Here is a 22,785-nt window from a genome sequence, read left to right as displayed (position 1 = left end):
CTCCAGCGATGAGCGTCGCAAGCTATTTCGAGACCATGGAGTATGGCCCCGCGCCGGAGGCGGACGGCGAGGCACGCGCCTGGCTGGCGCGGCATGGCGCCACCTTCGGGCATTTCATCGCCGGCAAGTTCACGGCGCCGCATGCCGGCAAACGCCTCACGACGACCGAGCCCGCCACCGGCAAGACGCTGGCGCGCATCGCGCAGGGCGCCGCCGCCGATATCGAGGCGGCGGTCAGCGCCGCGCGCACCGCGCAGACAGCGTGGGCGAAGCTTGGCGGCCACGGCCGCGCCCGTCATCTCTATGCGTTGGCGCGCATGCTGCAGCGTCACGCCCGGCTGTTCGCCGTGCTGGAGGCGATCGACAACGGCAAGCCGATCCGGGAAACCCGCGATCTCGACGTGCCGCTCGCTGCGCGCCATTTCCTCTATCACGCCGGCTGGGCGCAGCTGCAGGAGCGCGAATTCACCGATCAGGTGCCGGTTGGCGTGATCGGGCAGATCGTTCCGTGGAATTTTCCGCTGCTGATGCTGGCGTGGAAGATCGCGCCGGCGCTGGCCGCGGGCAATACGGTGGTGCTGAAGCCGGCGGAGTTCACCTCGCTCACCGCGCTGCTGTTCGCCGAACTTTCGGCCGAAGCCGGCCTGCCGCCGGGCGTGCTGAACGTCGTGACCGGCGACGGTGCCACCGGCGCGCTGCTGGTCGAAAGTCCCGGCGTCGACAAGATCGCGTTCACCGGCTCGACCGAGGTCGGACGGCTGATCCGCCAGTCGACCGCGGGCACCGGCAAATCGCTGACGCTCGAGCTCGGCGGCAAGTCGCCGTTCATCGTGTTCGACGATGCCGATATCGACGGCGCGGTGGAAGGCGTGGTGGATGCCATCTGGTTCAACCAGGGCCAGGTCTGCTGCGCCGGTTCGCGGCTGCTGCTGCAGGAGGGGATCGCGGAGACTCTCCGCCGGCGCCTGATCCGCCGCATGGAGACGCTTCGCGTCGGCATGCCGCTTGACAAGGCGATCGACATGGGCGCGGTGGTCGCACCGGTACAACTCGAACGGATCAAGTCGCTGGTCGAGACCGGAGTGAAGGAGGGTGCCGAGAAATATCAGGCTTCCGGTGCGATCCCGGCGGAAGGATGTTTCTATCCGCCGACCTTGCTCTGGAACGTGCATCCATCCTCGACGGTTGCGACCGAAGAAATCTTCGGCCCTGTTCTGGTGGCGATGACGTTCCGCACCCCTGACGAGGCCGTGATGCTCGCCAACAACACGCGCTACGGCCTTGCCGCCAGCGTGTGGAGCGAGACGATCGGTCTGGCGCTCGATATCGCGCCGAAGCTCTTGGCCGGCGTGGTCTGGGTCAACGCCACCAATCTGTTCGACGCCAGCGTCGGTTTCGGCGGCTATCGCGAGTCCGGCTTCGGCCGCGAGGGCGGCCGTGAAGGCATGTATGAGTATCTCAAGCCGAAGGCCTGGAGCGGGCGCAAGGCGCGGGCCAAGGCATCGCCGCTGCCGACGGCTTTTGGCGCCAGCGCAGGATTCGATGTGCCGCCGATCGATCGGACGGCAAAACTGTTCGTCGGCGGCAAGCAGGTGCGCCCGGACGGCAATTATTCGCGTCCGGTGCTGTCGCCGAAGGGCCGGCGCCTGGGCGAAGCAGGCGAGGGCAATCGCAAGGATATCCGCAATGCGGTGGCCGCGGCGCGCTCCGCCGAGTCCTGGGCGCGGGCGACGGCGCATAATCGCGCCCAGATCCTCTATTACCTTGCCGAGAATCTTTCCGCGCGCGGCGACGAATTCGCCCGGCGCATCGCCGAGATGACCGGCGTGTCGGCTGCGAAGGCGCGCACGGAAGTCGATGCGAGCATCGAGCGGTTGTTCAGCTATGGCGCCTGGGCCGACAAATTCGAAGGATCCGTCCACGCGCCGCCGCTGCGCGGCGTGGCGCTCGCGATGCATGAGCCGATCGGGGTGGTCGGCGTCGCCTGTCCCGACGAGGCGCCGCTGCTCGCCTTCATCAGCCTGGTGGCGCCGCTGGTTGCGATGGGCAACCGGGTCGTCGCCGTGCCGAGCGAGCGGCATCCGCTCGCCGCGACCGACTTCTACCAGGTGCTCGAGACCTCGGACGTGCCGGGCGGCGTGGTCAACATCGTCACCGGCGATCACAGCGAACTGGTCAAGGTGCTTGCCGAGCACGACGATGTCGACGCGCTCTGGGCATTCGGATCGCAGGACGCCTCAGCGGCCGCCGAGCGGCTGTCGACCGGCAATCTCAAGCGGACTCTGGTCGATCATGGCCTCGCGCTCGATTGGTACGACAAGGCCGCGAGCGAGGGCCCGATCCTGCTCCGCCATGCCGTGCAGGTGAAGAACATCTGGATTCCGTACGGTGACTAAAGGCGTCACGCTACGGTGATACGGATGGGGATCCGAACCGTCAGAGTTCGGCGAGTTTGAACACGAGGGAGGGACGCAACATGCTCAAGGGCATCGATCCACTGCTCAATGCCGACGTGCTCTATGCCCTGCGGGCGATGGGGCATGGTGATCGTCTGGTGGTGTGCGACACCAATTTTCCGGCCGACTCGATCGCGCGCCAGACGGTTCTCGGCCGGTTGCTGCGCATCGACAATGTCAACGCGGCCAGGGCGGTTGAGGCGATCCTCTCGGTGATGCCGCTCGACACCTTCGTCGACGATGCGGCCAGCCGCATGGAGATTGTCGGCCAGGCTCAGGAAGTGCCACCCGTGCAGCGCGAGGTGCAGACCGCGATCGATCGCGCGGAGGGACGGTCCTGGCCGCTGGTCGGCGTCGAGCGCCACGCTTTCTATGAGAAGGCCAAGACGGCCTATTGCGTGATCGCGACGGGCGAGCGGCGCTTCTATGGCTGCTTCCTGTTCAGCAAGGGCGTGATCGGGCCGGACGGGGAGTGACGAGATGAGCAAGAGTGGCGTCGCCGTCCTCGGCGTCTTCGTCGTCGACTTGGCGTTCCGCGCCGACAACATGCCGGCGATCGGCGAGACGATCGCCGGATCGGGATTCGCGATGGGGCCTGGCGGCAAGGGATCCAACCAGGCTGTCGCGGCCGCGCGGGCCGGCGCCGGCGTGAGCTTCATCTCGCGGATCGGCAGCGACGCCTTCGGCGAGCTTGCGATCAGGACCTGGGAGGCCGAGGGAATCCGGCCGCGCGTGGCGAGGACCGCGGATGCGCCGACCGGCGCGGCGTTTATCTATGTCCATGAGACGCGCGGCGACAACGCCATCATCGTGGTGCCGGGTGCAGCGGGCGGTATCGGCTCGGCCGATGTCGACGCGGTGGCGGACGCGATCCGCGACAGCCGTGTGTTCGTGACGCAGCTCGAGCAGCCGGTCGATGCAGCGCGGCGCGGGCTCGAGATCGCGCGCACCGCCGGCAGCATCACCGTGTTCAATCCGGCGCCGGCCATCCAATTTGACGATGGTCTGTTTGCGCTGTGCGATTATGTCGTTCCCAACGAGACCGAGGCCGAAGCGCTCACCGGGATCGCGGTGGGCGACCTCGCCGGCGCCCGCCGCGCTGGCGACGCCCTGTTGGCCAAAGGCGCCGGGACGGCGCTGATCACCCTCGGCGAGCGCGGCGCGCTATTCCATGCGCGGGATCGCTCGCTGCACGTGCCGCCCTTCGCGGCCGGCAAGGTCGTCGAAACCACCGGGGCGGGCGATGCATTCGTCGGCGGCTTCGCGGCGGCGCTCGCGGACGGCGTCGATCCGCTCGAGGCCGCGCGGTTCGGTTCGGCCACGGCGGGAATCTCGGTGACCCGGCCGGGCACCGCGCCCGCGATGCCGCGGCGCGTGGAGATCGAAGCGCTGCTGAGGGGATGATGCTGCGATGATGCGGAATGATCCGATCAAGCATGTCTTCATCTGGCCGGCGGTGCTCGTCGTGCTGGCGATCTCGATCTTTCCGCTGATCTATTCGCTGACCACGAGCTTCCTCAGCTACCGCCTGATTCCGCCGATCCCGCCGCGCGTCGTCTGGCTTGGCAATTATGCGGCGTTGTTGCAGGAGCCGCGGTTCTGGGATGCGCTCTTCACCACGACGCTGATTGCGCTGATCGCGGTCGGGTTGCAATACGCGATCGGGTTCGGCGTCGCGCTGGCGCTGAATGCGCGGGTGCCGGGCGAGCGGCTGTTCCGCGTCGCCCTGCTGCTGCCGATGCTGCTGGCGCCCGTCGCGGTCGCGCTGGTGGCGCGCATGATCTTCAATCCGACGATGGGACCGCTCAATCAGTTCCTGTCGAAGTTCGGCCTGGTCAACCTGCCGTTCCTTACCAATGGACATTGGGCACTCGCCTGCATCATCGCGGTCGAGGTCTGGCAGTGGACCCCGTTCGTCATCCTGATGATGCTGGCCGGGCTGCAAACGCTTCCCGAAGATGTCTACGAGGCCGCCGAGCTCGAGAATGCCAGCGCCTGGCAGCAGTTCTGGGGCATCACCTTTCCGATGATGCTGCCGATCTCGGCCGCCGTCGTCTTCATCCGCCTGATCGAGAGCTATAAGATCATGGACACGGTGTTCGTGATGACCGGCGGCGGGCCGGGCGTCGACACCGAGACGCTGACGCTGTTCGCCTATCAGGAAGGTTTCAAGAAGTTCAATCTCGGCTACACATCGGCGCTCAGCTTCCTGTTCCTGATCGCGATCACGATCATCGGCGTGACTTATCTGGCGCTGCTGCGGCCGCATCTGGGGAAGCGCCGATGAGCGGCCAGGGCTTGACGGGACTGTCGCCATGGCGCCGCCGCCTGGTCGCGGCCGGCGTTCTCATCTGGTGCCTGATCACGGTGTTTCCGCTCTATTGGGTGGTGGTGACCGCATTCAAGACGCCGCCCGGCGTCGTCGGCGGGCCGACCTATCTGCCGTTCATCGACTTCACGCCGACCTTGCAGCCCTTCATCGATCTCTATCAGGGCATCCGCGGCGAGTTCTTCCGGACCTTCCTGAACTCGACCATCGTTGGCCTATCCGCGGCAGCGATCGCCACGGCGATTGGCGCGATGGCGGCCTATGCGCTGGTGCGCTTCGAATTCAAGGTCCGCTTCGGCGCGGGCCTCGCGTTCTTCCTGCTCGCGCTCGGCGGCTACCTGCTGTTCAACACGACGTTCGGGTTCACCCGCCCGCAGGCCCTGTTGCTGGCCTTTCCGATCGCGCTGATCGTGGCCGTCGCCGCCAACCGCCTGCCGCTGCCCGGACCGATCCTCGGCAATGAGGACATCCTGTTCTGGTTCGTCAGCCAGCGCATGTTCCCGCCCATCGTCACCGCCTTCGCGCTGTATCTGCTCTACAGCGAGATCGGGCGGCTGGGCTTCCAGCTGATCGACAGCTTTGTCGGCTTGACGCTGTGCTACGTCGCCTTCTCGCTGCCGATCGTCGTCTGGCTGATGCGCGACTTCTTCGAGGCTGTGCCGATCGAGGTCGAGGAGGCGGCGGTGGTCGACAATGTGCCGAGCTGGCGCATCTTCTTCGGCATCGTGGTGCCGATGTCGATGAACGGGCTGCTGGCGACGTTCATGATCACGCTGGCCTTCGTCTGGAACGAGTTTCTGTTCGCGCTGTTCCTGACCAATTCCAGATGGCAGACGCTGCCGATCCTGGTGGCGGGACAGAACAGCCAGCGCGGCGACGAATGGTGGGCGATATCGGCTGCGGCGCTCGTCGCCATCGTTCCCATGATGATCATGGCGGGCCTGCTCAGCCGGATGATGCGGTCGGGCCTGCTGCTCGGGGCCATCAAATAGCAAAAAACCTTGTAGGGAGGACTAGACGATGTTGCGACGGACGTTCCTGATGCTGACCACCTCGCTCGCGATGGCCTGTGCCGCGAGCCAGGCGAATGCTGCCTGCAGCCCGGACTATACCGGCGTCACCCTGACGGTGGCGTCGCAGACCGGGCCGTATATCGCCTCCGCGCTCAAGCTCGGCGCGGACGAATGGGCGAAGAAGACCTGCGGCAAGGTCAATGTCGTGGAGTTTCCATGGTCCGAGCTCTATCCGAAGATCGCGACGTCGCTCACCGCATCGGACGCGACGTTCGACCTCGTCAGCTTCGCGCCGGCCTGGCTGCCGGATTTCGTGCCCTATCTCAGCGAGATGCCGAAGGAGATGCAGTCCGGCAAGGACTGGGACGATATCGAGCCGGCCTATCGCGAACGGCTGATGGTGTGGGAAGGCAAGATCTACTCGCAGTCGATGGATGGCGACGTCCACACCTATACCTACCGCACCGACCTGTTCAGCGATCCCAAGGAGAAGGACGCCTTCAAGGCCAAATACGGCTACGACCTCGCGCCGCCGAAGACCTGGAAGCAGTATCTCGACATTGCCGAGTTCTTCCAGCGGCCAGACAAGGGGCTGTGGGGAACGGCGGAAGCCTTCCGCCGCGGCGGTCAGCAGTTCTGGTTCTTCTTCAGCCATGCGGCGGCCTACACCAACAATCCGAACTATCCGGGCGCGATGTTCTTCGATCCCGAGACGATGGACGCGCAGATCAACAATCCGGGCTGGGTGAAGGGGCTCGAGGAATACATCAGGGCATCGAAGCTCGGGCCGCCCAACGCGCTGAATTTCTCGTTCGGCGAGGTGAACGCTGCCGTGGCCGGCGGCCAGGTAGCGGAATCGATCGGCTGGGGCGACACCGGCGTCATCGCCGCCGACCCGAAGCAGTCGAAGATCTCGGGCAAGGTCGGTTCGGCGATGCTACCCGGTTCGGACGAGATCTGGAACGCCAAGACCAAGAAGTGGGACAAGTTCCCGAGCGTGCTTCCGGGCCCGTTCATGGCATTCGGCGGCTGGCAGATCGCGGTGCCGAAGGCCGGCAAGAACCAGAAGGCGGCGTGGGATTTCGTCAAGACACTGACAAGTCCTGAAGTGTCGGGCCAGGCGGCGATCACCGGCGGCAGCGGCGTCAATCCCTATCGCAAATCGCACACGGCCAATCTGCAACTGTGGAGCAAGATCTTCTCGCCGGAAGAGGCCAAGGAATATCTCGGCGCGCAATCCGACTCCATCAATGCCAAGAACGTCGCGCTCGACATGCGTCTGCCCGGCTACTTCTCTTACACCGAGGTGGTCGAGATCGAGCTCGGCAAGGCGCTGGCCGGCCAGACCACGCCGCAGGCGGCGCTCGACGCGATGGCCAAGGAGTGGAATCGGCTGACCGACGAGTTCGGCCGGGCCAAGCAGCTCGCGGCCTATCGCGCGGCGATGGGTCTTCCGCCGAAGAACTAGCTTTCCAGCGAGACGTCCCGGATGATGCGCGAGCGTCGTCCGGGACTTTACTTGCCGTCGACGAAGGGACGGAAAGGGATTCCATGGCGCACGTCGAGATCGAGAACGTCAGCAAGGCATACGGACCCTACAAGATCATTGAAGGGCTCGACCTCAACGTGGCCGACGAGGAGTTTGTCGTGCTTGTCGGCCCGTCCGGCTGCGGCAAGACGACGACGTTGCGCATGATCGCAGGACTGGAGGCGGTGACGAGCGGAACCATCCGCATCGGCAATCGCGACGTGACGCAATTGCGTCCCGGCCTGCGCAATTGCGCGATGGTGTTCCAGAACTACGCGCTCTACCCGCATATGACGGTCGGAGAGAACATCGGCTACGGCATGAAGGTGCGGGGCGAATCGCGCGCCAGCATCGAGAAGGCCGTCAATGACGTGGCACGCGTGCTTGACCTCGAACAATATCTGCAGCGCCGGCCCAAACAGCTCTCGGGCGGGCAGCGCCAGCGCGTGGCGATCGGCCGCGCCATCGTGCGCAGCCCGGATGTGTTTCTGTTCGACGAGCCATTGTCCAATCTCGACGCCAAGCTCCGCATCGAGATGCGGACCGAGATCAAGGCGCTGCACCGCCGTCTCGCCAAGACGATCGTCTATGTCACGCACGACCAGGTCGAAGCCATGACCATGGCCGACCGCGTCGTGGTGATGAACCGCGGCCGCATCGAGCAGGCGGCCGATCCGATCACGATCTACGAGAAGCCCAGCAATCTCTTCGTCGCCGGTTTCATGGGCGCGCCCAGCATGAATTTCATCCATGGCGAGCTCGCCGCCCGCGACGGCGCGCTCATTTTCACCGAGCCGTCGGGCACGGCGTTGAGAGTGCCGAAGTCACGCGAGGCGGCCTATGCCGGCAGCGTCGGCAAGCCCGTGGTGCTCGGCGTCCGGCCCGATCATGTGTTGCGGCAAGACGCGCCGGCGGGCTCTTCGATCCGGATCCTTGTGAAAGACGTGGAGCCGCTCGGGCCGCACACGCTGGTGATCGGGACGGTCGGCCCATTCGCATTCACGGCGCAAATGCCGGTCGGCGTCGCCGCGGAGCCGGATCATGTCATCGACGTCGCGCTCGATCTTGAGCGAACGCACTTGTTCGACAAGGTGTCTGGGACGGCTATTTGCTGATCCGCCGCAGCCTGGCTCGACAACCGCCTGCCTAGCTTAAGAAACCTCGCGCGCGCCGGACCGTATCGGACGGATACAGGCCGAAGGCCGAGCGGTACACCGCAGCGAAACGGCCCATATGCGTAATGCCCCACTTCAGGGCAACTTCGCTGACCGGGAGCATGTTCTCCGGTCGCGACAGTTCGTCGTGGATGGCCTCCAGCCGAATTTGCCGCAAATAGGCGACCGGCGTCGTGCCGTGAATTTTGCGGAAGCCCAATTGCAGCAACCGGCTGCTGACCCCAACCGTTGCGGCAATATCCGAGATCGTCAGCGGCAGATGCGGATTGGCCCGCATATACTCGACCGCACGCCTGATGTAGCGCGGCGGCGCATCCCGCGGGTGGCGGCTCAACCGGTCCGTCAACCGATGAGGAACGTTCTCAAGGATGAGCTGTATGGCTGCTTCCGATAGCAGCGCGCTGGCTTTCGGAGAGCGTACCAGGATCCCGTCATACAGACCGGTGGTGCTCGTGCGGACAAGCTGAAGAAGGGTCTGTCCAACGCCGGTCGACAAGTCGACGATCGGCGTCAGATTGAGATCTTCCAGCGCTGTGCTCCCGAACGTCGCCGACAGCACCTTGGTAACTGCGCCCGTATGCAAGGTGAGCGTGACGCTTGAGTATCGTCCATCGACCGCTTCGACCCGCTGCGCTTGCATCGTCGGAAGGGGCACGATGGCGATCTCGGAGGGGGTCCGCTGGATGCTCTTTCCTGCGATGAGCATTTCGGCCTGGCCGGCATTCAGCAGGCTTATTGCAAGCTCTCCGGCAGATTTCTCGTAAGAATAGCGCCAATCCCAACCGGCCGACAGATCGGCCCGCACGACGTCAAGTTCCGCGCCGATGGCTATGTCCGCATGCCAGCGAAACGATTCGTCAGGCCGCGGCGAGGAATGCGCATTGATCCCGTGGGGGTGGAGCATTTCAAGGAGTTCTTCGAACGAAGATCCCGATCGCGTGGGAGGTGCAGCGAGTACGTCTTCGACCATCAAATCCCAACCATCGGATGATTGCTGTTTCGCGGATTGCCCGATCCATCAGACCGGTTTTCCGCTGTTCAGGGCGTCCGCCACACGCATAGACCGCATCACCACACTAGCACAGCTTTGGTGATTTCGGGTCGCGTGCCCTTTCTCACAATTTCTTCAATATCCGAATAGCGAACAGAATATCCAGGTCGCGCAATCGAGCCGCGAAAGCTGACATTTGATCTCATCCGCTCGCCGGCATCGCGCGAACGTTCCGATTCAATCCGCCGCGCCAACGTTCGAGAGCACCAGCGAATGCACAGCATTCGCGATCGACTGCTCTAGCCACAATCCGAACGCCTGCATCCGGAATGCGACGTCGTCCATGGACTCGTAGCCCATTTGGCCTAAATCGTCACGACCAACTCAAACGGGTTATGAAAGCATGCTTACAAGGATTACTTGCGTACTCGCGCTTACAGTTCTTTCGTCCATGCCTGCGCTGGCCGATGGTTGCGCAGATCACGTCCAGAGCACCGGCGTTCCCATGGTAACGGGCATGACGCACAAGACCTGGATGATCTTCCCGTCGGTCAATCCCGGTGCCGCCCTCGACAAGGTGTCCCGTGCCGTTCTGGCGGAGGGCTTTGTCGGCGTAAACGTCGACAAGAAACTCGGCACGCTGACCACCCAGCAGGAGACCACCGGATCCGGCCGGCCACAAACGTTGCAGGTCGTCGTCCGCAAGGACGGCAAGGGTAGCCGCGTCGATGCGACCTTCAGCCTGCCGCCGGGACAGTTGGCCCCAGGTGTCGGCGATAACCTCTGCCGCGTCGTGAACGCAGCCGGCCAATGAACGCCGCCCATCCGCGAAGCAGGCTGACGCGCGAATTGTAACCGGCCGCGCGTGTAGGGGTGTCGTCCAGTCCGGGACCAGGCGAGCCCATCCATGTTGAGGGAATCGGGACGCAGGTGCCGGCCTGCGCCCACAGCAATGAAGCAGGAGATATGATGCGCAGGGCTCGCTTTGTGAAAGTTGTTTTGATGGCCGCCACCGGTGCCATGGTGTTTTCGGCCTCCGCCATTTCGGCTCCGTTGCAGCACGGCGCCGGCGTTGCGGCGGCAGTGCCGTCGTTGACCGAGAAGGTCTGGTGCCGTTACGGGCAGTGCTATGACAATGGCGGCGGCGCTGCCGTCGGCGGACTGGTCGGTGGCCTCATCGGCGGCGTCATCGCGGCCGGCGCAGCCAACGCCGCCGCGCAGCAGGAAGCTGCCGCCGCCCAGCAGCACGCGGCGTCCTGCGCCCAGCGCTATCGCTCCTACGATGCGGCGTCGAATACGTTCCAGGCAAAGGACGGCCGGCGGTATCCCTGCCAGTGAGACTGCCGCAGGCTTGCGGCGCCGGAACGGCGGAGTGAAACTGCCGCGCCAGACAATAACCCTCGGCGCCGCGCTGAGCACGAATGGAGCTCCGGCCCGTGAGCCGGAGCAGGTTTTCGAGCGCCCCAGGAGCCACAAACGCGGCTTCTGCCGGCGAATTGGCCAGGACCTTTGACTGAACGGGTTCCCGTTCCGCGCCTGGATGCGCGGATCGAGAGGCTTCATCGGGAATCGCGGAGCGGGCGGCCCACGGCCGCTTCTGACGCGACCGTTTTCCATGCTATCACGCGATCCGTCGAAACTGCGCTCGTGGCAGGATCTGCCCGAACCTTACGAATCCGGATCTCGATGATGCTGTCGCTTCCCAAGACCAAAATACGCGTGCTGCTGCTGGAGGGCGTGAACGAATCCGCGGCCCGGATGTTCGAGGCGAACGGCTATACCGAGCTGCAGCGTCTGCCCAAGGCGCTGGGACCAAAAGAACTCAGGCAGGCGCTGTCGGGCATCCACATGCTGGGAATTCGCTCGCGGACCCAGTTGACCGCGGACATCCTGGAGGCCGCCGACCGATTGCTCGTTGTCGGCTGCTTTTCGGTCGGCACCAATCAGGTCGATCTCGACGCCGCGCGGAAGCTGGGAATCCCCGTCTTCAACGCGCCATACTCCAACACCCGAAGTGTGGCGGAGCTGACCATCGCCGAGATCGTGATGCTGTTCCGCCGGATCTTTCCGCGTTCGGTCTCCGCACATGCCGGCGGCTGGGACAAGTCCGCCGAAGGCAGCCGCGAGGTGCGCGGCAAGACGCTCGGCATCGTCGGCTACGGCAACATCGGCTCGCAGCTGTCGAACCTCGCCGAAGCCATGGGCATGCGCGTGATCTATTTTGATCAGACCGACAAGCTCCGCCATGGCAATACCGAGCCCGCCGAATCGCTCGACGCGTTGCTCGCAGCCAGCGACGTCGTATCGCTGCATGTGCCGGAGACGCCGGCCACCGCCAACATGATCGGCGCCGCCCAGCTCCAGCTGATGAAGCCTGAGGCCTATCTGATCAACAACTCGCGCGGCACCGTGGTCGATCTCGATGCGCTGGCGAGCGCACTGCGTGGGGGCCGGCTGGCGGGTGCCGCGGTCGACGTGTTTCCGGTCGAGCCGGTGTCAAACGAGGCGCGCTTTGTCTCGCCGCTGCAAGGTCTCCCCAACGTCATCCTCACGCCGCATGTCGGCGGTTCGACGGAAGAAGCGCAGGATCGCATCGGCGGCGAAGTTGCACGCAAGTTGATCGACTATTCCGATGTCGGATCGACCTTCGGTGCGGTCAATTTTCCGCAGGTGCAATTGCCGGCGCGACCGACCGGCACCCGTTTCATCCATGTTCATCGCAACGTTCCCGGCGTCATGCGCCAGGTCAACGACGCGGTCTCCCGGCACGGGATCAATATCCTGGCGCAATATCTGCAGACCGATCCGGAAGTCGGCTATGTCGTGCTCGAGACCGACGTGGTCGGCGGCGAGGGCGAGGGGCTGCTGGCCGATTTGAGAGCCATTGACGGCACGATCCGCGTGCGGGTGCTGTACGACGCGAACCGGCCGCAGGGGTGATCGACTTCGTCAATCCGCCGAGAAGCCGAACGGCACGCTCGAGGTCCTGAAATCGTCCGGAAGAATCTCGCGTCCGATCGGCGGCGCCGACCGCGCCGCGCATTTCGGCCGATGGCAGACCCGGCATGCGACGCCGATCGGCGTCGGCTCGTCGGCATTCGGTCCCTGTCCGTCGCGCGTGTAGATCAACTGGCCCGCATGTTCGGCGGCGCAGCCGATCGCGATCGCCCGCTCGACGCGGACGGCGCCGAACGCGCCGCCGCCGGCGGTCACGGTGCGGGCGATCGAAAAGAACCGCTGTCCGTCGGGCAGTTCCAGCCATTGGGTGACGATCTGGCGCGGCGTCTTGAAGATGTCGTGCACTGACCATAGCGGACATGCGCCGCCGTGCTTTGCAAACGGGAAGCCGGCGCCGTCAAGCAGCTTGGAAATGTTGCCGGCCGGATCGACCCGGATCAGGAAGAACGGGACCTTTTCGAGACCCGGCCGTTGCAGGGTCGTGACGCGGTGCGCGACCTGCTCGAAGCTGGTGCCGAATTGACGTGCCAGCGCCTCCAGATCGTAGCGGCGGGCCTCGACCGCTTTCGCGAACACCGAATACGGCATGATGAGTGCGGCGGCGGCGTAGGCCGCAAGCGCACGGCGTGCCAGCAGCTCGGCGCTTTTGGTCGTGAACTTGCCGGCTTCGACGGCGGCGCCGATCTCGTTTTCCAGTTCCAGATAGGCAAGTTGCTTGGCCAGCTGAAAATTGAGCCCCGCGGTATCGAGCGAGTCCTCCAGCAGCAATTGTCTGCGATGAAGGTCCAGTCGCCTGATCGAACCCAGCATGACGTTCGGCGGCAGATAGCGGACCTGGAGTTTATGTCGCTCCCGAAGCCGCTCGATAAATCCGGCGGGCCCGGCAGGTTCGTGGACGAGCCGCTCGGCGGCATCGTCGAGGCTGGCAAAATTGTTGCGGCGCGCGGCGAGAAAACGTCGGACCTCCGCAACGGGATCGTTGGCGTCAAAGTTCTCCTGGCCCGGTGAAGCGATCGCCATGTCCGGAGCCCTGCGCTCCGCAAGCGCCAGCTGCTCTTCGCGATAGGCGGTGTAGAGGCGCAGGAACGCCTCGGTCATTCCGGGATAGCTGACCGCGAGGTCGCTGACCTCGAGCGCGGGGATGTCGATGTCGGCAAACATCGGCTCCTTCAAGACGGACTGCATGCGGGCGGTGTGATCGGCACCGCCATCGCCAGCGAGATCAGCCAGATCGATCTTGTAGGTGCGGGCAAGCCGCAGCAGCATGTCGGCCGTCACCGGGCGCTGATTGCGTTCCAGCAGCGCCACATAGGGGGCCGAGATTTCGAGATCGGCGGCCATGTCGGCCTGGGTCAGCCCGAGGTCGCGCCGCAGCCGGCGTAGCCGCGGGCCCATGAAAACGGAACGGGCGCTTGAGGTTACCATCGCCTTATCCAAGGTTTGTAAGATTTTTACAATAATACATCGGTTTCTTGTAAGTTATGACAAGTTTTCCGCGCCAGGTCTAGCTCCCGATGACGCCGCGCGTCACAAATGGTGCAGTTATTTCGTCACCGAAGGGATCACGGACATGAACTTCCAACCGCGCGGGATCAGCGACCGGGCCATCCAGGGACCGGCTTCGTATCAGAGCGAGATCGAGGCGGCCGAAGCGCTGCTCAAGGGCAAGGACACCTGGAACGGCGTCACCGCCGAAGCCGTGGCGCGGATGCGCCTGCAGAACCGCTTCAAGACCGGTCTGGATGTCGCCCGTTACACGGCTGCGCTGATGCGCGCCGACATGGCGGCCTATGACGCCGACAGCACCAAGTACACCCAGTCGCTCGGCTGCTGGCACGGCTTCATCGCCCAGCAGAAGCTGATCTCGGTCAAGAAGCACTTCGGCAATACCGACCGCCGCTATCTGTATCTTTCCGGCTGGATGATCGCGGCGCTGCGCTCCGAGTTCGGCCCGCTGCCGGATCAGTCGATGCACGAGAAGACCTCGGTGCCGGCCCTGATCGAGGAGCTCTACACCTTCCTGCGTCAGGCGGATTCGCGTGAGTTGAACGATATCTTCCGCGCGCTCGATGCGGCCCGCAAGGAAGGCGACAAGGCCAAGGAAAAGGCGCTGATCGAGAAGATCGACAACTTCCAGACCCACGTCGTGCCGGTCATCGCCGACATCGACGCCGGCTTCGGCAATGCCGAGGCGACCTATCTGCTCGCCAAGAAGATGATCGAGGCGGGCGCCTGCGCCCTGCAGATCGAGAACCAGGTCTCCGACGAGAAGCAGTGCGGCCACCAGGACGGCAAGGTGACCGTGCCGCACGAGGTGTTCATCGCGAAGATCCGCGCCTGCCGCCATGCGTTCCTCGAGCTCGGCGTCGAAGACGGCATCATCGTGACCCGCACCGACTCGCTCGGCGCCGGCCTGACCCAGCAGATCGCCGTGAGCCACAAGCCCGGCGACATCGGCGACCAGTACAATAGCTTCCTTGATTGCGAGGAAGTGACGGCCGCCAACGCACGCAACGGCGACGTCATCATCAACCAGAACGGCAAGATGATGCGTCCGAAGCGTCTGCCCAGCAACCTCTACCAGTTCCGTCCCGGCACCGGTGCAGATCGCTGCGTGCTCGACTGCATCACCTCGCTGCAGAACGGCGCCGACCTCTTGTGGATCGAGACCGAGAAGCCGCATATCGAGCAGATCGCCAGCATGGTCGATCGCATCCGCAAGGTCATTCCGAATGCGAAGCTGGCCTACAACAACTCGCCGTCGTTCAACTGGACCCTCAACTTCCGTTGGCAGGTCTATGACGCGATGAAGGAAGCCGGCCAGGACGTCAGCAAGTATAACCGCGCCGAGCTGATGAAGGCGGAGTACGACGACACGCCGCTGGCGAAGGAAGCCGACGAGCGCATCCGTACCTTCCAGGCGGATTCGGCCAAGCGCGCCGGCATCTTCCATCATCTGATCACGCTGCCGACCTATCACACGGCTGCGCTGTCGACCGACAATCTCGCGAGGGAGTATTTCGGCGAGCAGGGCATGCTTGGATACGTCAAGAACGTGCAGCGCGCGGAGATCCGTCAGGGCATCGCCTGCGTCAAGCATCAGAACATGGCGGGCTCCGACATCGGCGACGATCACAAGGAGTACTTCGCCGGTGAGGCTGCCCTCAAGGCGGGCGGCGCCCACAACACGATGAACCAGTTCGGCTAATCGATCGAACGGATCATTCCGACATCGGCTGGACAGGCTGGCGCGCGAGCAGCCTTGCCTGTCCGCCTTGGCGGGGCGATTTTCGACCACGGTAACGCGGTCGAGATCGCCCCGCGACTTTTTTAGGCCCGCTTCCCCTCGAGCCCGCCATTTGCAGAGGTTCGCGCGTTCCACGCCCGTGTGGTAATGCGTCGCTGCGATCTTGAGGGCATGCCACGCGATGACTGTCGGGCACTACGCATCCGCCGTCACCAGCTCCGCCGTGATGGAACTGCTGAAGCCGTTCGATCCCCGTATCGTCGGAACGCTGCCGCTCGGCCTCGCCGTGCCCGGCAGCGACATCGATATCGTCTGCCATGCGTCCGACCCGAACGCATTCGCGGACATCGTTTGGGCTCACTATCAAGCGTGCGATGATTTCGTCCTCTTCCGGTGGACCTCGGGAACGCGGCCGGTGATTGCGCGCTTTGTGTGCGATGGCTGGCCGTTCGAACTGTACGGTGATCTGCGTCTGGTGGAGCAACAACGAGGCTGGATCCATTTCAAGGTCGAACGGCGGCTGCTTGCGCTTGATGATGGAGGGGCTGCGGCGAGCCGTCAGGGAATTGAGGGCGGGCGGTCTCAAGACCGAGCCTGCGTTCGCTACCGTGCTCGGGATATCGGGCGATCCCTATCGTGGATTGCTTGAGCTCGCGGCCGAAACGGACGCCGAGTTACGTGTCCGGCTCGCGGCGTGCGATTTCGGCTGAGAGACAAATTGATAGAACGGCTTCATTCGCCCGGAACGAGGTGGCCGACCGGCTGCCGCGCGAGCCGCCGGTGCCTGCGACGGGACAGATAAAGCAGCAGGCCGGTCACGGCGAATAGCGGCATCATGGCGGCGGCCAGCATGAAGGCGAGCTTGCCGGGCCATCCCAGGATGGCGCCGCGGTGGATGTCGAGCACGCTGGCGAGGACGCGTTCGCCAAACGTCTTGTCGGCGTAGCGATCCGATGAGATGACGCGGCCGGTGAGGGCATCGATACGGAATTCGTCACGCACGGCCTCGCGCGACGAGTCCCGCGGCCATGACCGCACGCGCACGGCCGTGCCCGCGCCGGCCGGCATGGTCAGGAGGGCCCTACCGTAACTGTTGTCCTCCTGCTGCAGGAACGCCGACCAGGCGTGATCGAAGGCAAGCGGCTTTGCCTCGGCCTTCGCTTCGGTCTTAGCTTCACCCTTGCTCTCGGCGCCGCCGCGCGGCGGCTTGGACTGTATCGCGTTTGCCGTGGCCTGAGGCCGCGCGAACAGCCAGTTGGCGCCGGCCTTGTACCACTCGAACGAATACCACAGGCCGGTCAGCGTCATCACCAGATAGACCGGCAGCACCCAGGTCCCGATCACGGCGTGCAGCGAGCGATGCAGGCCGCGGCCGCGCAGTCCCAAATTCGGCTTCAGCCACATCTTGACGCTGCGCGCACGACGCGGCCAGCGCAGCACGAGGCCGGTGATCAGCATCACGATCAGGCAGATCGCGGCTGAGCCGGTGATCTTGCGGCCGATGCCATTGCCGTCGCCCGGCAACAGCAGCCAGCGGTGCAGCTTGCGGACGGTTGCGAAAAAGTCCTCGCCGCGCGGCGAGCCGAGCACGTGCCCATCATAGGGGTCGACATAGACCGAGGACGGCCGCGTGCCGCCTTCGCTGCGAGCAAAACGGATGCGGGCCGCGGCCGATGGATCGCTCGACATCGTCACGGCCGAGACCTTGCCGAAATCGCCCGCCGCCGCCAGCCGCGCGATCAACTCGTCCGGCGTGAGCCGCCGGGCTGCACTGGCCTCGACGTGCATCATCCGACTGTTCAGGCTGGCCTCGATCTCATCCTCAAAGGCCATCGTCGCGCCGGTGAGGCCGACCACGGCCCACAGCAGCGCCAGCACGAGGCCAACCAGGGAATGGACCTGCAGCAGTGCAGCCTTGATTGGGCGCCAAACGTCACTCATCAGAATTTCACCGTCGCCGAGAGCGAGAAGCGCCGCGCGTCGCCCATCGCGACCGTCAGGATGCTGTTGGCCGAAGGGTAGTAGACCGTGTCGAACAGGTTCTTGACGTTGAACTGGTAGATGACCGGGAACGACTGGACCTTGGTCTCGTAGGTCGCAAACACGTCAGCGACCGTGTAGGCCGGCAGCACGAAGCTGTTCGCGGCATCGCCCGGCCGGTCGCCGACATAGCGCGCGCCGCCGCCGAGGCGAAGCCGGCCGGGCAGGGTGGTGCCGAAATCATAGACGAGGTAGAGCGATGCGGTGTTCAGCGCGACGTTCTGCAGGGCCTTGCCGGCGAGCGTCGGGTCCTCGGTTACGCGTGCGTCGGTATAGCCATAGCTGCCGATCATGCTCCAATTGTCAGTCAGCCTGCCGGTGACGTCGAGTTCGACGCCGCGCGAGCGAACCTTGCCTGCCGTACGGTACTCGACGATACCAGTCGTGGCGTTGAGCTGCGAAACCAGCACGTTCTTCTTGTCGATGTCGTAGAGCGCAAGTGTGCCGGAGATCTGCTTGTTGAAGTCGAACTTGACGCCGGTCTCCCACTGGGTGCCCTCTTCGGGCGCGATGTTGGACCCGATCACGACGCCGCCGGTAAGCGGCGCGATGGTCGAGGTGGGTTTCAGCGATTGCGTGTAGCTCGCATAAAGCGAGACCTGGTCGGTGAGCTTGAAGATGGCGCCGCCGAGCGGCAGCACCTTGTCGGCCGAGACATTGGTATTGGTGATGAACGGGCGGCCCTTGCCGGCGAGCTGGTCGTAATCCATGTAGCGTACGCCGCCGACCAGCGCGAAGCGCTCGGTCAGATGCAGCGTGTCCTGGAAGAACAGCGACCACTGGCCGAGCTTGTCGGTCTGCGCGCTATCGGCGGCGGACACCGTCGTCCCCGGCGTGATCAGCCCATAGATCGGATTGTAGAAGTTGAAGCTCGGCGTCGCCTGCCGGATCAGGTCGTCGCGGTAGATCGTGCGGTACTGGCCGTCACCGCCGAACAGCACCTCGTTGCGAATGTTGCCGAGCCAGACATTGCCCTGCAGATAGGAGGTGCCGTAGCTGGCATTGCTGAGCGAGCCCCATGTGCCGTCATTGCTGCGGGTCTCGACGCCGGTCTTGGCGTTGACGCCGGTGATGCGAAGCTGGTTGGCGCTGAAGGTCTCGGTGTTGTAGCTGTAGGCCGCGAACAGCTTCCAGTCCTGGTTCAGCCGGTGCTCGACCGACGCCTGCATCAGGTCGGAGGTGCCCCACATGTTGTTGAAGGGCTCGTCGAGCCGGCGCGTCGCCGGGATCGCCAGCGGCGCCTTGGCCACGGAATCGAATGCGGTGCCGCGGTCGAACGGCGTGATGAATTCGCGGTGCTCGTAGTTGAGCTGGACGGTGGTGTTCTCGCCGTACCAGGCCAGCGACGGTGCGACCAGCATTTCGCGATGGCGCCCGAAATTGCGCCAGTAATCCTCGCTCACGCCATAGCCGATAAAGCGATAGGCGAGTCCGCCATCGCCGATCGGGCCGGTGATGTCGATGGTGCCGTCGGCTCCGGTCCTGGAGTTGGCATAGGTCGAGCCGAGCAGGGTCACCGAACCATGCTGGTAGAGCTCGGGGCGCTTGCTGATCGTGTTGACGATGCCGCCGGGATCCATGATGCCGTACAGCAGCGACGCCGGGCCCTTCAGCACCTCGACGCTTTCGACCGCTGCGTTGAGGCTGCGGCCCTGCACCAGCGGCATGCCGTTGCGCATGATCGAGCCGTCGCGGTTGTCGCCGAAGCCGCGGCGCATCACCGCATCCTGGGTGCCGGCCAGCGTATTGGCCTGGGTGACGCCGCTGACATTGGCGAGCGCATCGTCGAGGTTGCGCGGCAGCTGATCCTTCAGCACCTGCTCGGGCACAACGTTGACCGTCTGCGAGGTGTCCAGCGGCGAGCCGCCGCTGCGCAGCGTGGTTGGGCTTGGCATCGCGCGGTAGTGCAGCTTGGCTTCGTTGAGCGCCGCGGCGGCAGCTGCCGCGCGCTCCGACGGTGTCGGCGGCGCCGGTTGGGCATTCCGGCTGCGCTGCCGTGCCGCGGCGGCCGCCAGCGTTCGCTGCGCCGGCTTTGCCGCGGCGGCAGCCGGCTTGCGCTTCGGCGTCGGTTGGTCGACCGAAACAGGCGGCAACGGGACGCTCGATTGGGCGTTTGCCGGCGTTGCCGGGGAGGCGACATCGGCGAGCAGGAATGCTGCGCCGATCAGCAGATGGGTACGGCCCTTGTCGGCGGCATTTCGACGGTCGCCGACAACCCGGCCATCAGCATTCACAGGCACTCTTGGACTTCCGATTCACGCGAACTCGTTCACGGCGCGCCTCTAGCAGTCGGCGTGCGCGAAAAGAACCGGAGCAGACTTGAATCTCTCTAACCGGAATAGATTTGAATCATTCTAAGACACGACAGGGCTCGCGCGTGTGCGCGAGCCCTGAACGTCGTGACCTGCTTGTCGCGTCTGCGCGTCAAATGGCTGTGCGATCGTCGCCTAAGGCTGCAGCCGTCGTCCTGTCACATCTCAGGTGTATGGTTCGCCGTAGGCCGCGCGATGCGCTTCACGACATCGCCAGGCTGACCGGTGCAGAGCCGACCATTCCCGTGCTGACGCCGTCGCGGGCCATGGATTCGATCGTGCCCCAGTTCTCGCGAAAGATCCGCGCCGCCTCGTTGGCGCTTTCCGCCTGGATCGTCAGACTGCACGCGCGCCTCGTGCCGTTGCTGGCGAGCTGGAAGTAGAGAACATATCCAGACGATTCCGCACTCCGTGCGGCCAGCGGTGCCTGCTGCATGTAGGTTTTCCCCAAAGTGTTTTTGTTGCGCCACCCGCATGCAGGATTTGACAGGGATGCGGCACAGTCGTGGTCGCGATCGAGCTAAGCTGAACGTTTGTTCATTTTGTTGGCCGGTGTTGCCAGGATTCAACACCGGGTGGAACTTGCTGTAGCTCGTCACTGCAACTAAGCCGCGATCGCGGCATCTGCTCAACCGTCGTGGCGTCTAGCGTCGCCCTCTGGATGGACCATCAGCGTCTCTTGGATCGCGGTGGCGAGCATCGCGCCGTCACGGTCGTGGACGCGCGCGATCGACAGCCCGCGGCCGCCATCGGCGCAGGGGCTCTCGGTTTCGACATGCATCCAGGCGTCCGGCGAAAATGTGCGATGAAACCAGATGCAATGGTTGAGGCTCGACAGATAGAGTGGCGCGCGCGACTGCAGATCGCCGAGATGGCCGCCGACGCTGGAGAAGTTGAGCCACCAGTCCGAGAGATAGGCGAACACCGCGGCCTGGGCGCGGGAACCGGCGGCGAGCGGCTGCCGGCATCTGATCCAGAAGCGCAGACATGGCCCTGCCGTCGTGGCCGAGAGCTGGCGTTCGATCTCCGGAATGCGGAAATCCATGCTGGGCTTGATGTGCTGGGAATATGGGCCGAGCGGCCGCAACTGCGCCATCAGCGCGTCGGGGATCATGCTCAGATCGGGCAGGCTTTCGGGATCCTCTGAGGGGGTGAATGGCGCTGCGTGCCGCGGACCCGGTTGCGCTGCGCAGAACGTGGCCTGCGCGCTCAGGACCGTGCGCCCGTTGCCCTGGCTTCCCACGACGTGGCGTGAGGAGAACCGCTTACCGTCCTGCAGGACCTGCGCGTCGAACGTGATGCGGCGGCCGGGATCGGCACCGCGCAGGAACAGGAGCTGCAGCATCGCGGCGGGACGATCTTCGGGCGCGCTGAGGGTCGCGGCCATCATCGCCTGGCCAAGGATCTGGCCGCCATAGGACCGGCCATTGAGATTGCCGTCGCCGAAGCGGCTGCGATAGCGGAGCGGGGCGATCGTCTCGAGCGAGACCAGCGCCTCGGCTGCCTGATTGTCCCATTGATCGCAAGTGAATTCGCTGCCTTCCGCGACGCGCTTGCGTTGCCCGTCCATTCCGATCACATCGCTGGGAATTTCTGTGGTCCGGGATAGAGCGGATAGCCGGCGGCGACACCGTATTCGCTGATGCCAAATCCGGTCTCGTTGCCGCTTTCGAGCCGGACGACGTGGTCCGAGAGCGTGCGTGCGACAGCACGCGTCGTCGCGTCGTCGAGGTTCCAGATATCGTACGCGGCATGGTTCTCGCCGCGGTCGCCGCCATGGGTCCAGCCCTGCAGGCCGCCATACATGCCGGCCTTGAGATAGAAGCGGGTCCGCAGTCCGTGCATCCTGATATGGCGCGGCTCACCGCGATCGAAAGCGAAGGTGAAATCGGCCATCGCGATGGTTTGACCGAGCGAATCGTCGGCCCACTCGATCTTGTGCTCGACCGAGGTGACTTCGCGATGCGACACGGATCCGTCGGCCTCGCGGCGGAACTCGGTGCCCGAGAGGTAATGCGGTTGGCCCGGCGTGCGCTCCTTGATGAAGATCGACAGCGCCGACTCCGGGAACTGGAACATCGACCAGGTCCAGAAGAAATTGCGATGGGTCGCGACCGGCGGCCTGGTCTCGTCGGTGCGCATCTCGGATCGCAGGCCCCAGGAGCGGTCGCGCTGCCCCCACCACAGCTCGGGCTCGATCTCGTAACGCTTGCCGTCGGCGACGATCCAGCCGCGCCAGCGGCCGAATTGCGAGACGCGCGCGAGGTCTTCCTCGACGACACCGTTGCGCTCGCGAAAATTCTGCTTCTCCTGCGCCGCCGGAAAGCTCGCCTTGAATTCGAGCGCGAAGCTGATGCCGGACGGATTGTCGGCGAGCGAGATCCTATGCAGGCTGTTACCCTCGACGATCTCGATCCTGAGCCCGCCGACTTCCGTCTCCAGCGGACGGGTCCCGAGCCGGCGCGAGGCACGGAAATTGTGCTGACGCCGGCCGATGGTGATGCCGGCAAAGCCGTCGATCACGTTGCGGTTCGGGTAATAGCCGAGCCCGATGTCGATCAGCAGTTCGCTGCCGTCGATCGGATGCGCGGTGTACCAGTAGCGTTCGGTGAACCTTGCATCGCCGCCGCCTGCCTTGGCAAACGGCTGCGGCGTCTGGTGGCCGATGAGATCGTCCTGGGCTGTCAGCATTGTTCTTGTCCTTGTGTTTGAGCCGGTTCGGTCGGATGGGTAGCG

At 64.6% G+C, this 22,785-nt stretch carries 19 protein-coding genes and 1 pseudogene; 13 read left to right on the top strand and 7 right to left on the bottom strand.

Annotated features, from left to right (window positions below; genetic code table 11):
• Window positions 1-8 precede the first annotated feature (8 nt).
• From ACVMIH_RS19485 to ACVMIH_RS19455, 7 genes are all read left to right on the top strand, one after another.
• Window positions 9-2,396 (top strand): aldehyde dehydrogenase family protein, encoded by a 2,388-nt coding sequence (locus tag ACVMIH_RS19485; protein WP_456782364.1) that lies wholly within the window; start codon window positions 9-11, stop codon window positions 2,394-2,396.
• A gap of 80 nt (window positions 2,397-2,476) precedes the next feature.
• On the top strand, window positions 2,477-2,932 hold the full coding sequence (locus tag ACVMIH_RS19480; protein WP_057018876.1) for an RbsD/FucU family protein: 456 nt from the start codon (window positions 2,477-2,479) through the stop codon (window positions 2,930-2,932).
• Window positions 2,933-2,936: 4 nt separating this feature from the next.
• A complete protein-coding gene (locus ACVMIH_RS19475; protein WP_456782363.1) occupies window positions 2,937-3,860 on the top strand; it encodes a ribokinase in 924 nt (307 codons plus the stop codon).
• Window positions 3,861-3,867: 7 nt separating this feature from the next.
• Entirely contained in the window at window positions 3,868-4,743 is an 876-nt protein-coding gene (locus ACVMIH_RS19470) for a carbohydrate ABC transporter permease (RefSeq protein WP_456782362.1), read from the top strand.
• On the top strand, window positions 4,740-5,777 hold the full coding sequence (locus ACVMIH_RS19465) for a carbohydrate ABC transporter permease (RefSeq protein ID WP_456782361.1): 1,038 nt from the start codon (window positions 4,740-4,742) through the stop codon (window positions 5,775-5,777). The genes ACVMIH_RS19470 and ACVMIH_RS19465 overlap by 4 nt, the downstream gene beginning before the upstream one ends.
• A gap of 49 nt (window positions 5,778-5,826) precedes the next feature.
• Window positions 5,827-7,266, top strand: a complete 1,440-nt coding sequence (locus tag ACVMIH_RS19460; protein ID WP_233475792.1) for an extracellular solute-binding protein — start codon at window positions 5,827-5,829, stop codon at window positions 7,264-7,266.
• An 83-nt stretch (window positions 7,267-7,349) separates the two neighbouring features.
• The gene (locus ACVMIH_RS19455) at window positions 7,350-8,441 is read left to right on the top strand and encodes an ABC transporter ATP-binding protein (RefSeq protein ID WP_057018871.1); all 1,092 of its coding nucleotides are present in this window, start codon (window positions 7,350-7,352) and stop codon (window positions 8,439-8,441) included.
• A gap of 31 nt (window positions 8,442-8,472) precedes the next feature.
• Here ACVMIH_RS19455 and ACVMIH_RS19450 read toward each other — a convergent pair whose 3' ends face one another.
• A complete protein-coding gene (locus ACVMIH_RS19450; RefSeq protein WP_456863028.1) occupies window positions 8,473-9,471 on the bottom strand; it encodes a helix-turn-helix transcriptional regulator in 999 nt (332 codons plus the stop codon).
• A gap of 538 nt (window positions 9,472-10,009) precedes the next feature.
• Here ACVMIH_RS19450 and ACVMIH_RS19445 point away from each other — a divergent pair.
• The 3 genes from ACVMIH_RS19445 to serA all read left to right on the top strand — a co-directional run bounded on the left by ACVMIH_RS19445 (window position 10,010) and on the right by serA (window position 12,432).
• The gene (locus tag ACVMIH_RS19445) at window positions 10,010-10,306 is read left to right on the top strand and encodes a hypothetical protein (protein WP_244435956.1); all 297 of its coding nucleotides are present in this window, start codon (window positions 10,010-10,012) and stop codon (window positions 10,304-10,306) included.
• Between the two features lie 188 nt (window positions 10,307-10,494).
• The gene (locus ACVMIH_RS19440; protein WP_051003209.1) at window positions 10,495-10,830 is read left to right on the top strand and encodes a BA14K family protein; all 336 of its coding nucleotides are present in this window, start codon (window positions 10,495-10,497) and stop codon (window positions 10,828-10,830) included.
• A gap of 348 nt (window positions 10,831-11,178) precedes the next feature.
• On the top strand, window positions 11,179-12,432 hold the full coding sequence (gene serA / locus ACVMIH_RS19435; protein ID WP_057018869.1) for a phosphoglycerate dehydrogenase: 1,254 nt from the start codon (window positions 11,179-11,181) through the stop codon (window positions 12,430-12,432).
• Between the two features lie 9 nt (window positions 12,433-12,441).
• Here serA and ACVMIH_RS19430 read toward each other — a convergent pair whose 3' ends face one another.
• Window positions 12,442-13,875 (bottom strand): helix-turn-helix domain-containing protein, encoded by a 1,434-nt coding sequence (locus ACVMIH_RS19430; RefSeq protein WP_456863024.1) that lies wholly within the window; start codon window positions 13,873-13,875, stop codon window positions 12,442-12,444.
• 145 nt (window positions 13,876-14,020) lie between these two features.
• Here ACVMIH_RS19430 and ACVMIH_RS19425 point away from each other — a divergent pair, with 145 nt between their 5' ends.
• The 3 genes and pseudogenes from ACVMIH_RS19425 (at window position 14,021) to ACVMIH_RS19415 (ending at window position 16,407) form a co-directional block, all read left to right on the top strand.
• Window positions 14,021-15,658 carry an isocitrate lyase gene (locus tag ACVMIH_RS19425; RefSeq protein WP_057018867.1) on the top strand — a complete coding sequence of 546 codons (1,638 nt, stop codon included), beginning with the start codon at window positions 14,021-14,023 and terminating at the stop codon, window positions 15,656-15,658.
• Between the two features lie 220 nt (window positions 15,659-15,878).
• Window positions 15,879-16,172, top strand: a pseudogene (locus ACVMIH_RS19420) (DUF4269 domain-containing protein); the annotation flags it as partial.
• Window positions 16,135-16,407, top strand: coding sequence for a DUF4269 domain-containing protein (locus ACVMIH_RS19415; protein WP_456866522.1), 273 nt, complete (start codon window positions 16,135-16,137; stop codon window positions 16,405-16,407). The pseudogene ACVMIH_RS19420 and the gene ACVMIH_RS19415, both read left to right, overlap by 38 nt.
• 22 nt (window positions 16,408-16,429) lie before the next feature.
• Here the strand turns inward: ACVMIH_RS19415 and ACVMIH_RS19410 are convergent, their stop codons facing one another.
• From ACVMIH_RS19410 to ACVMIH_RS19390, 5 genes are all read right to left on the bottom strand, one after another.
• Entirely contained in the window at window positions 16,430-17,638 is a 1,209-nt protein-coding gene (locus ACVMIH_RS19410) for a PepSY-associated TM helix domain-containing protein (RefSeq protein ID WP_076829068.1), read from the bottom strand.
• Entirely contained in the window at window positions 17,638-19,971 is a 2,334-nt protein-coding gene (locus ACVMIH_RS19405; RefSeq protein ID WP_456866520.1) for a TonB-dependent siderophore receptor, read from the bottom strand. The genes ACVMIH_RS19410 and ACVMIH_RS19405 overlap by 1 nt, the downstream gene beginning before the upstream one ends.
• Before the next feature lie 280 nt (window positions 19,972-20,251).
• A complete protein-coding gene (locus ACVMIH_RS19400) occupies window positions 20,252-20,485 on the bottom strand; it encodes a hypothetical protein (RefSeq protein WP_028339610.1) in 234 nt (77 codons plus the stop codon).
• Between the two features lie 192 nt (window positions 20,486-20,677).
• Complete coding sequence (locus ACVMIH_RS19395; RefSeq protein ID WP_253624224.1) at window positions 20,678-21,619, bottom strand: acyl-CoA thioesterase; 942 nt, start codon at window positions 21,617-21,619, stop codon at window positions 20,678-20,680.
• 5 nt (window positions 21,620-21,624) lie between these two features.
• Complete coding sequence (locus ACVMIH_RS19390; RefSeq protein WP_456863021.1) at window positions 21,625-22,740, bottom strand: hypothetical protein; 1,116 nt, start codon at window positions 22,738-22,740, stop codon at window positions 21,625-21,627.
• Window positions 22,741-22,785: the final 45 nt, after the last annotated feature.

The sequence above is a fragment of the Bradyrhizobium sp. USDA 4503 genome, from assembly GCF_054055815.1.
This window is presented reverse-complemented; position numbering and strand designations above follow the sequence as displayed.

Bases quoted from the DNA above. Each gene is read 5' to 3' on its own strand.
- ACVMIH_RS19455 (WP_057018871.1), top strand. From the start codon at position 7,350: ATGGCGCACGTCGAGATCGAGAACGTCAGCAAGGCATACGGACCCTAC.
- ACVMIH_RS19470 (WP_456782362.1), top strand. From the start codon at position 3,868: ATGATGCGGAATGATCCGATCAAGCATGTCTTCATCTGGCCGGCGGTG.
- ACVMIH_RS19465 (WP_456782361.1), top strand. From the start codon at position 4,740: ATGAGCGGCCAGGGCTTGACGGGACTGTCGCCATGGCGCCGCCGCCTG.
- ACVMIH_RS19460 (WP_233475792.1), top strand. From the start codon at position 5,827: ATGCTGACCACCTCGCTCGCGATGGCCTGTGCCGCGAGCCAGGCGAAT.
- ACVMIH_RS19475 (WP_456782363.1), top strand. From the start codon at position 2,937: ATGAGCAAGAGTGGCGTCGCCGTCCTCGGCGTCTTCGTCGTCGACTTG.
- ACVMIH_RS19485 (WP_456782364.1), top strand. From the start codon at position 9: ATGAGCGTCGCAAGCTATTTCGAGACCATGGAGTATGGCCCCGCGCCG.
- ACVMIH_RS19450 (WP_456863028.1), bottom strand. From the start codon at position 9,471: ATGGTCGAAGACGTACTCGCTGCACCTCCCACGCGATCGGGATCTTCG.
- ACVMIH_RS19395 (WP_253624224.1), bottom strand. From the start codon at position 21,619: ATGGACGGGCAACGCAAGCGCGTCGCGGAAGGCAGCGAATTCACTTGC.
- serA (WP_057018869.1), top strand. From the start codon at position 11,179: ATGATGCTGTCGCTTCCCAAGACCAAAATACGCGTGCTGCTGCTGGAG.
- ACVMIH_RS19390 (WP_456863021.1), bottom strand. From the start codon at position 22,740: ATGCTGACAGCCCAGGACGATCTCATCGGCCACCAGACGCCGCAGCCG.
- ACVMIH_RS19440 (WP_051003209.1), top strand. From the start codon at position 10,495: ATGGCCGCCACCGGTGCCATGGTGTTTTCGGCCTCCGCCATTTCGGCT.
- ACVMIH_RS19400 (WP_028339610.1), bottom strand. From the start codon at position 20,485: ATGCAGCAGGCACCGCTGGCCGCACGGAGTGCGGAATCGTCTGGATAT.
- ACVMIH_RS19445 (WP_244435956.1), top strand. From the start codon at position 10,010: ATGACGCACAAGACCTGGATGATCTTCCCGTCGGTCAATCCCGGTGCC.
- ACVMIH_RS19415 (WP_456866522.1), top strand. From the start codon at position 16,135: ATGGCTGGCCGTTCGAACTGTACGGTGATCTGCGTCTGGTGGAGCAAC.
- ACVMIH_RS19430 (WP_456863024.1), bottom strand. From the start codon at position 13,875: ATGGTAACCTCAAGCGCCCGTTCCGTTTTCATGGGCCCGCGGCTACGC.
- ACVMIH_RS19480 (WP_057018876.1), top strand. From the start codon at position 2,477: ATGCTCAAGGGCATCGATCCACTGCTCAATGCCGACGTGCTCTATGCC.
- ACVMIH_RS19425 (WP_057018867.1), top strand. From the start codon at position 14,021: ATGAACTTCCAACCGCGCGGGATCAGCGACCGGGCCATCCAGGGACCG.
- ACVMIH_RS19410 (WP_076829068.1), bottom strand. From the start codon at position 17,638: ATGAGTGACGTTTGGCGCCCAATCAAGGCTGCACTGCTGCAGGTCCAT.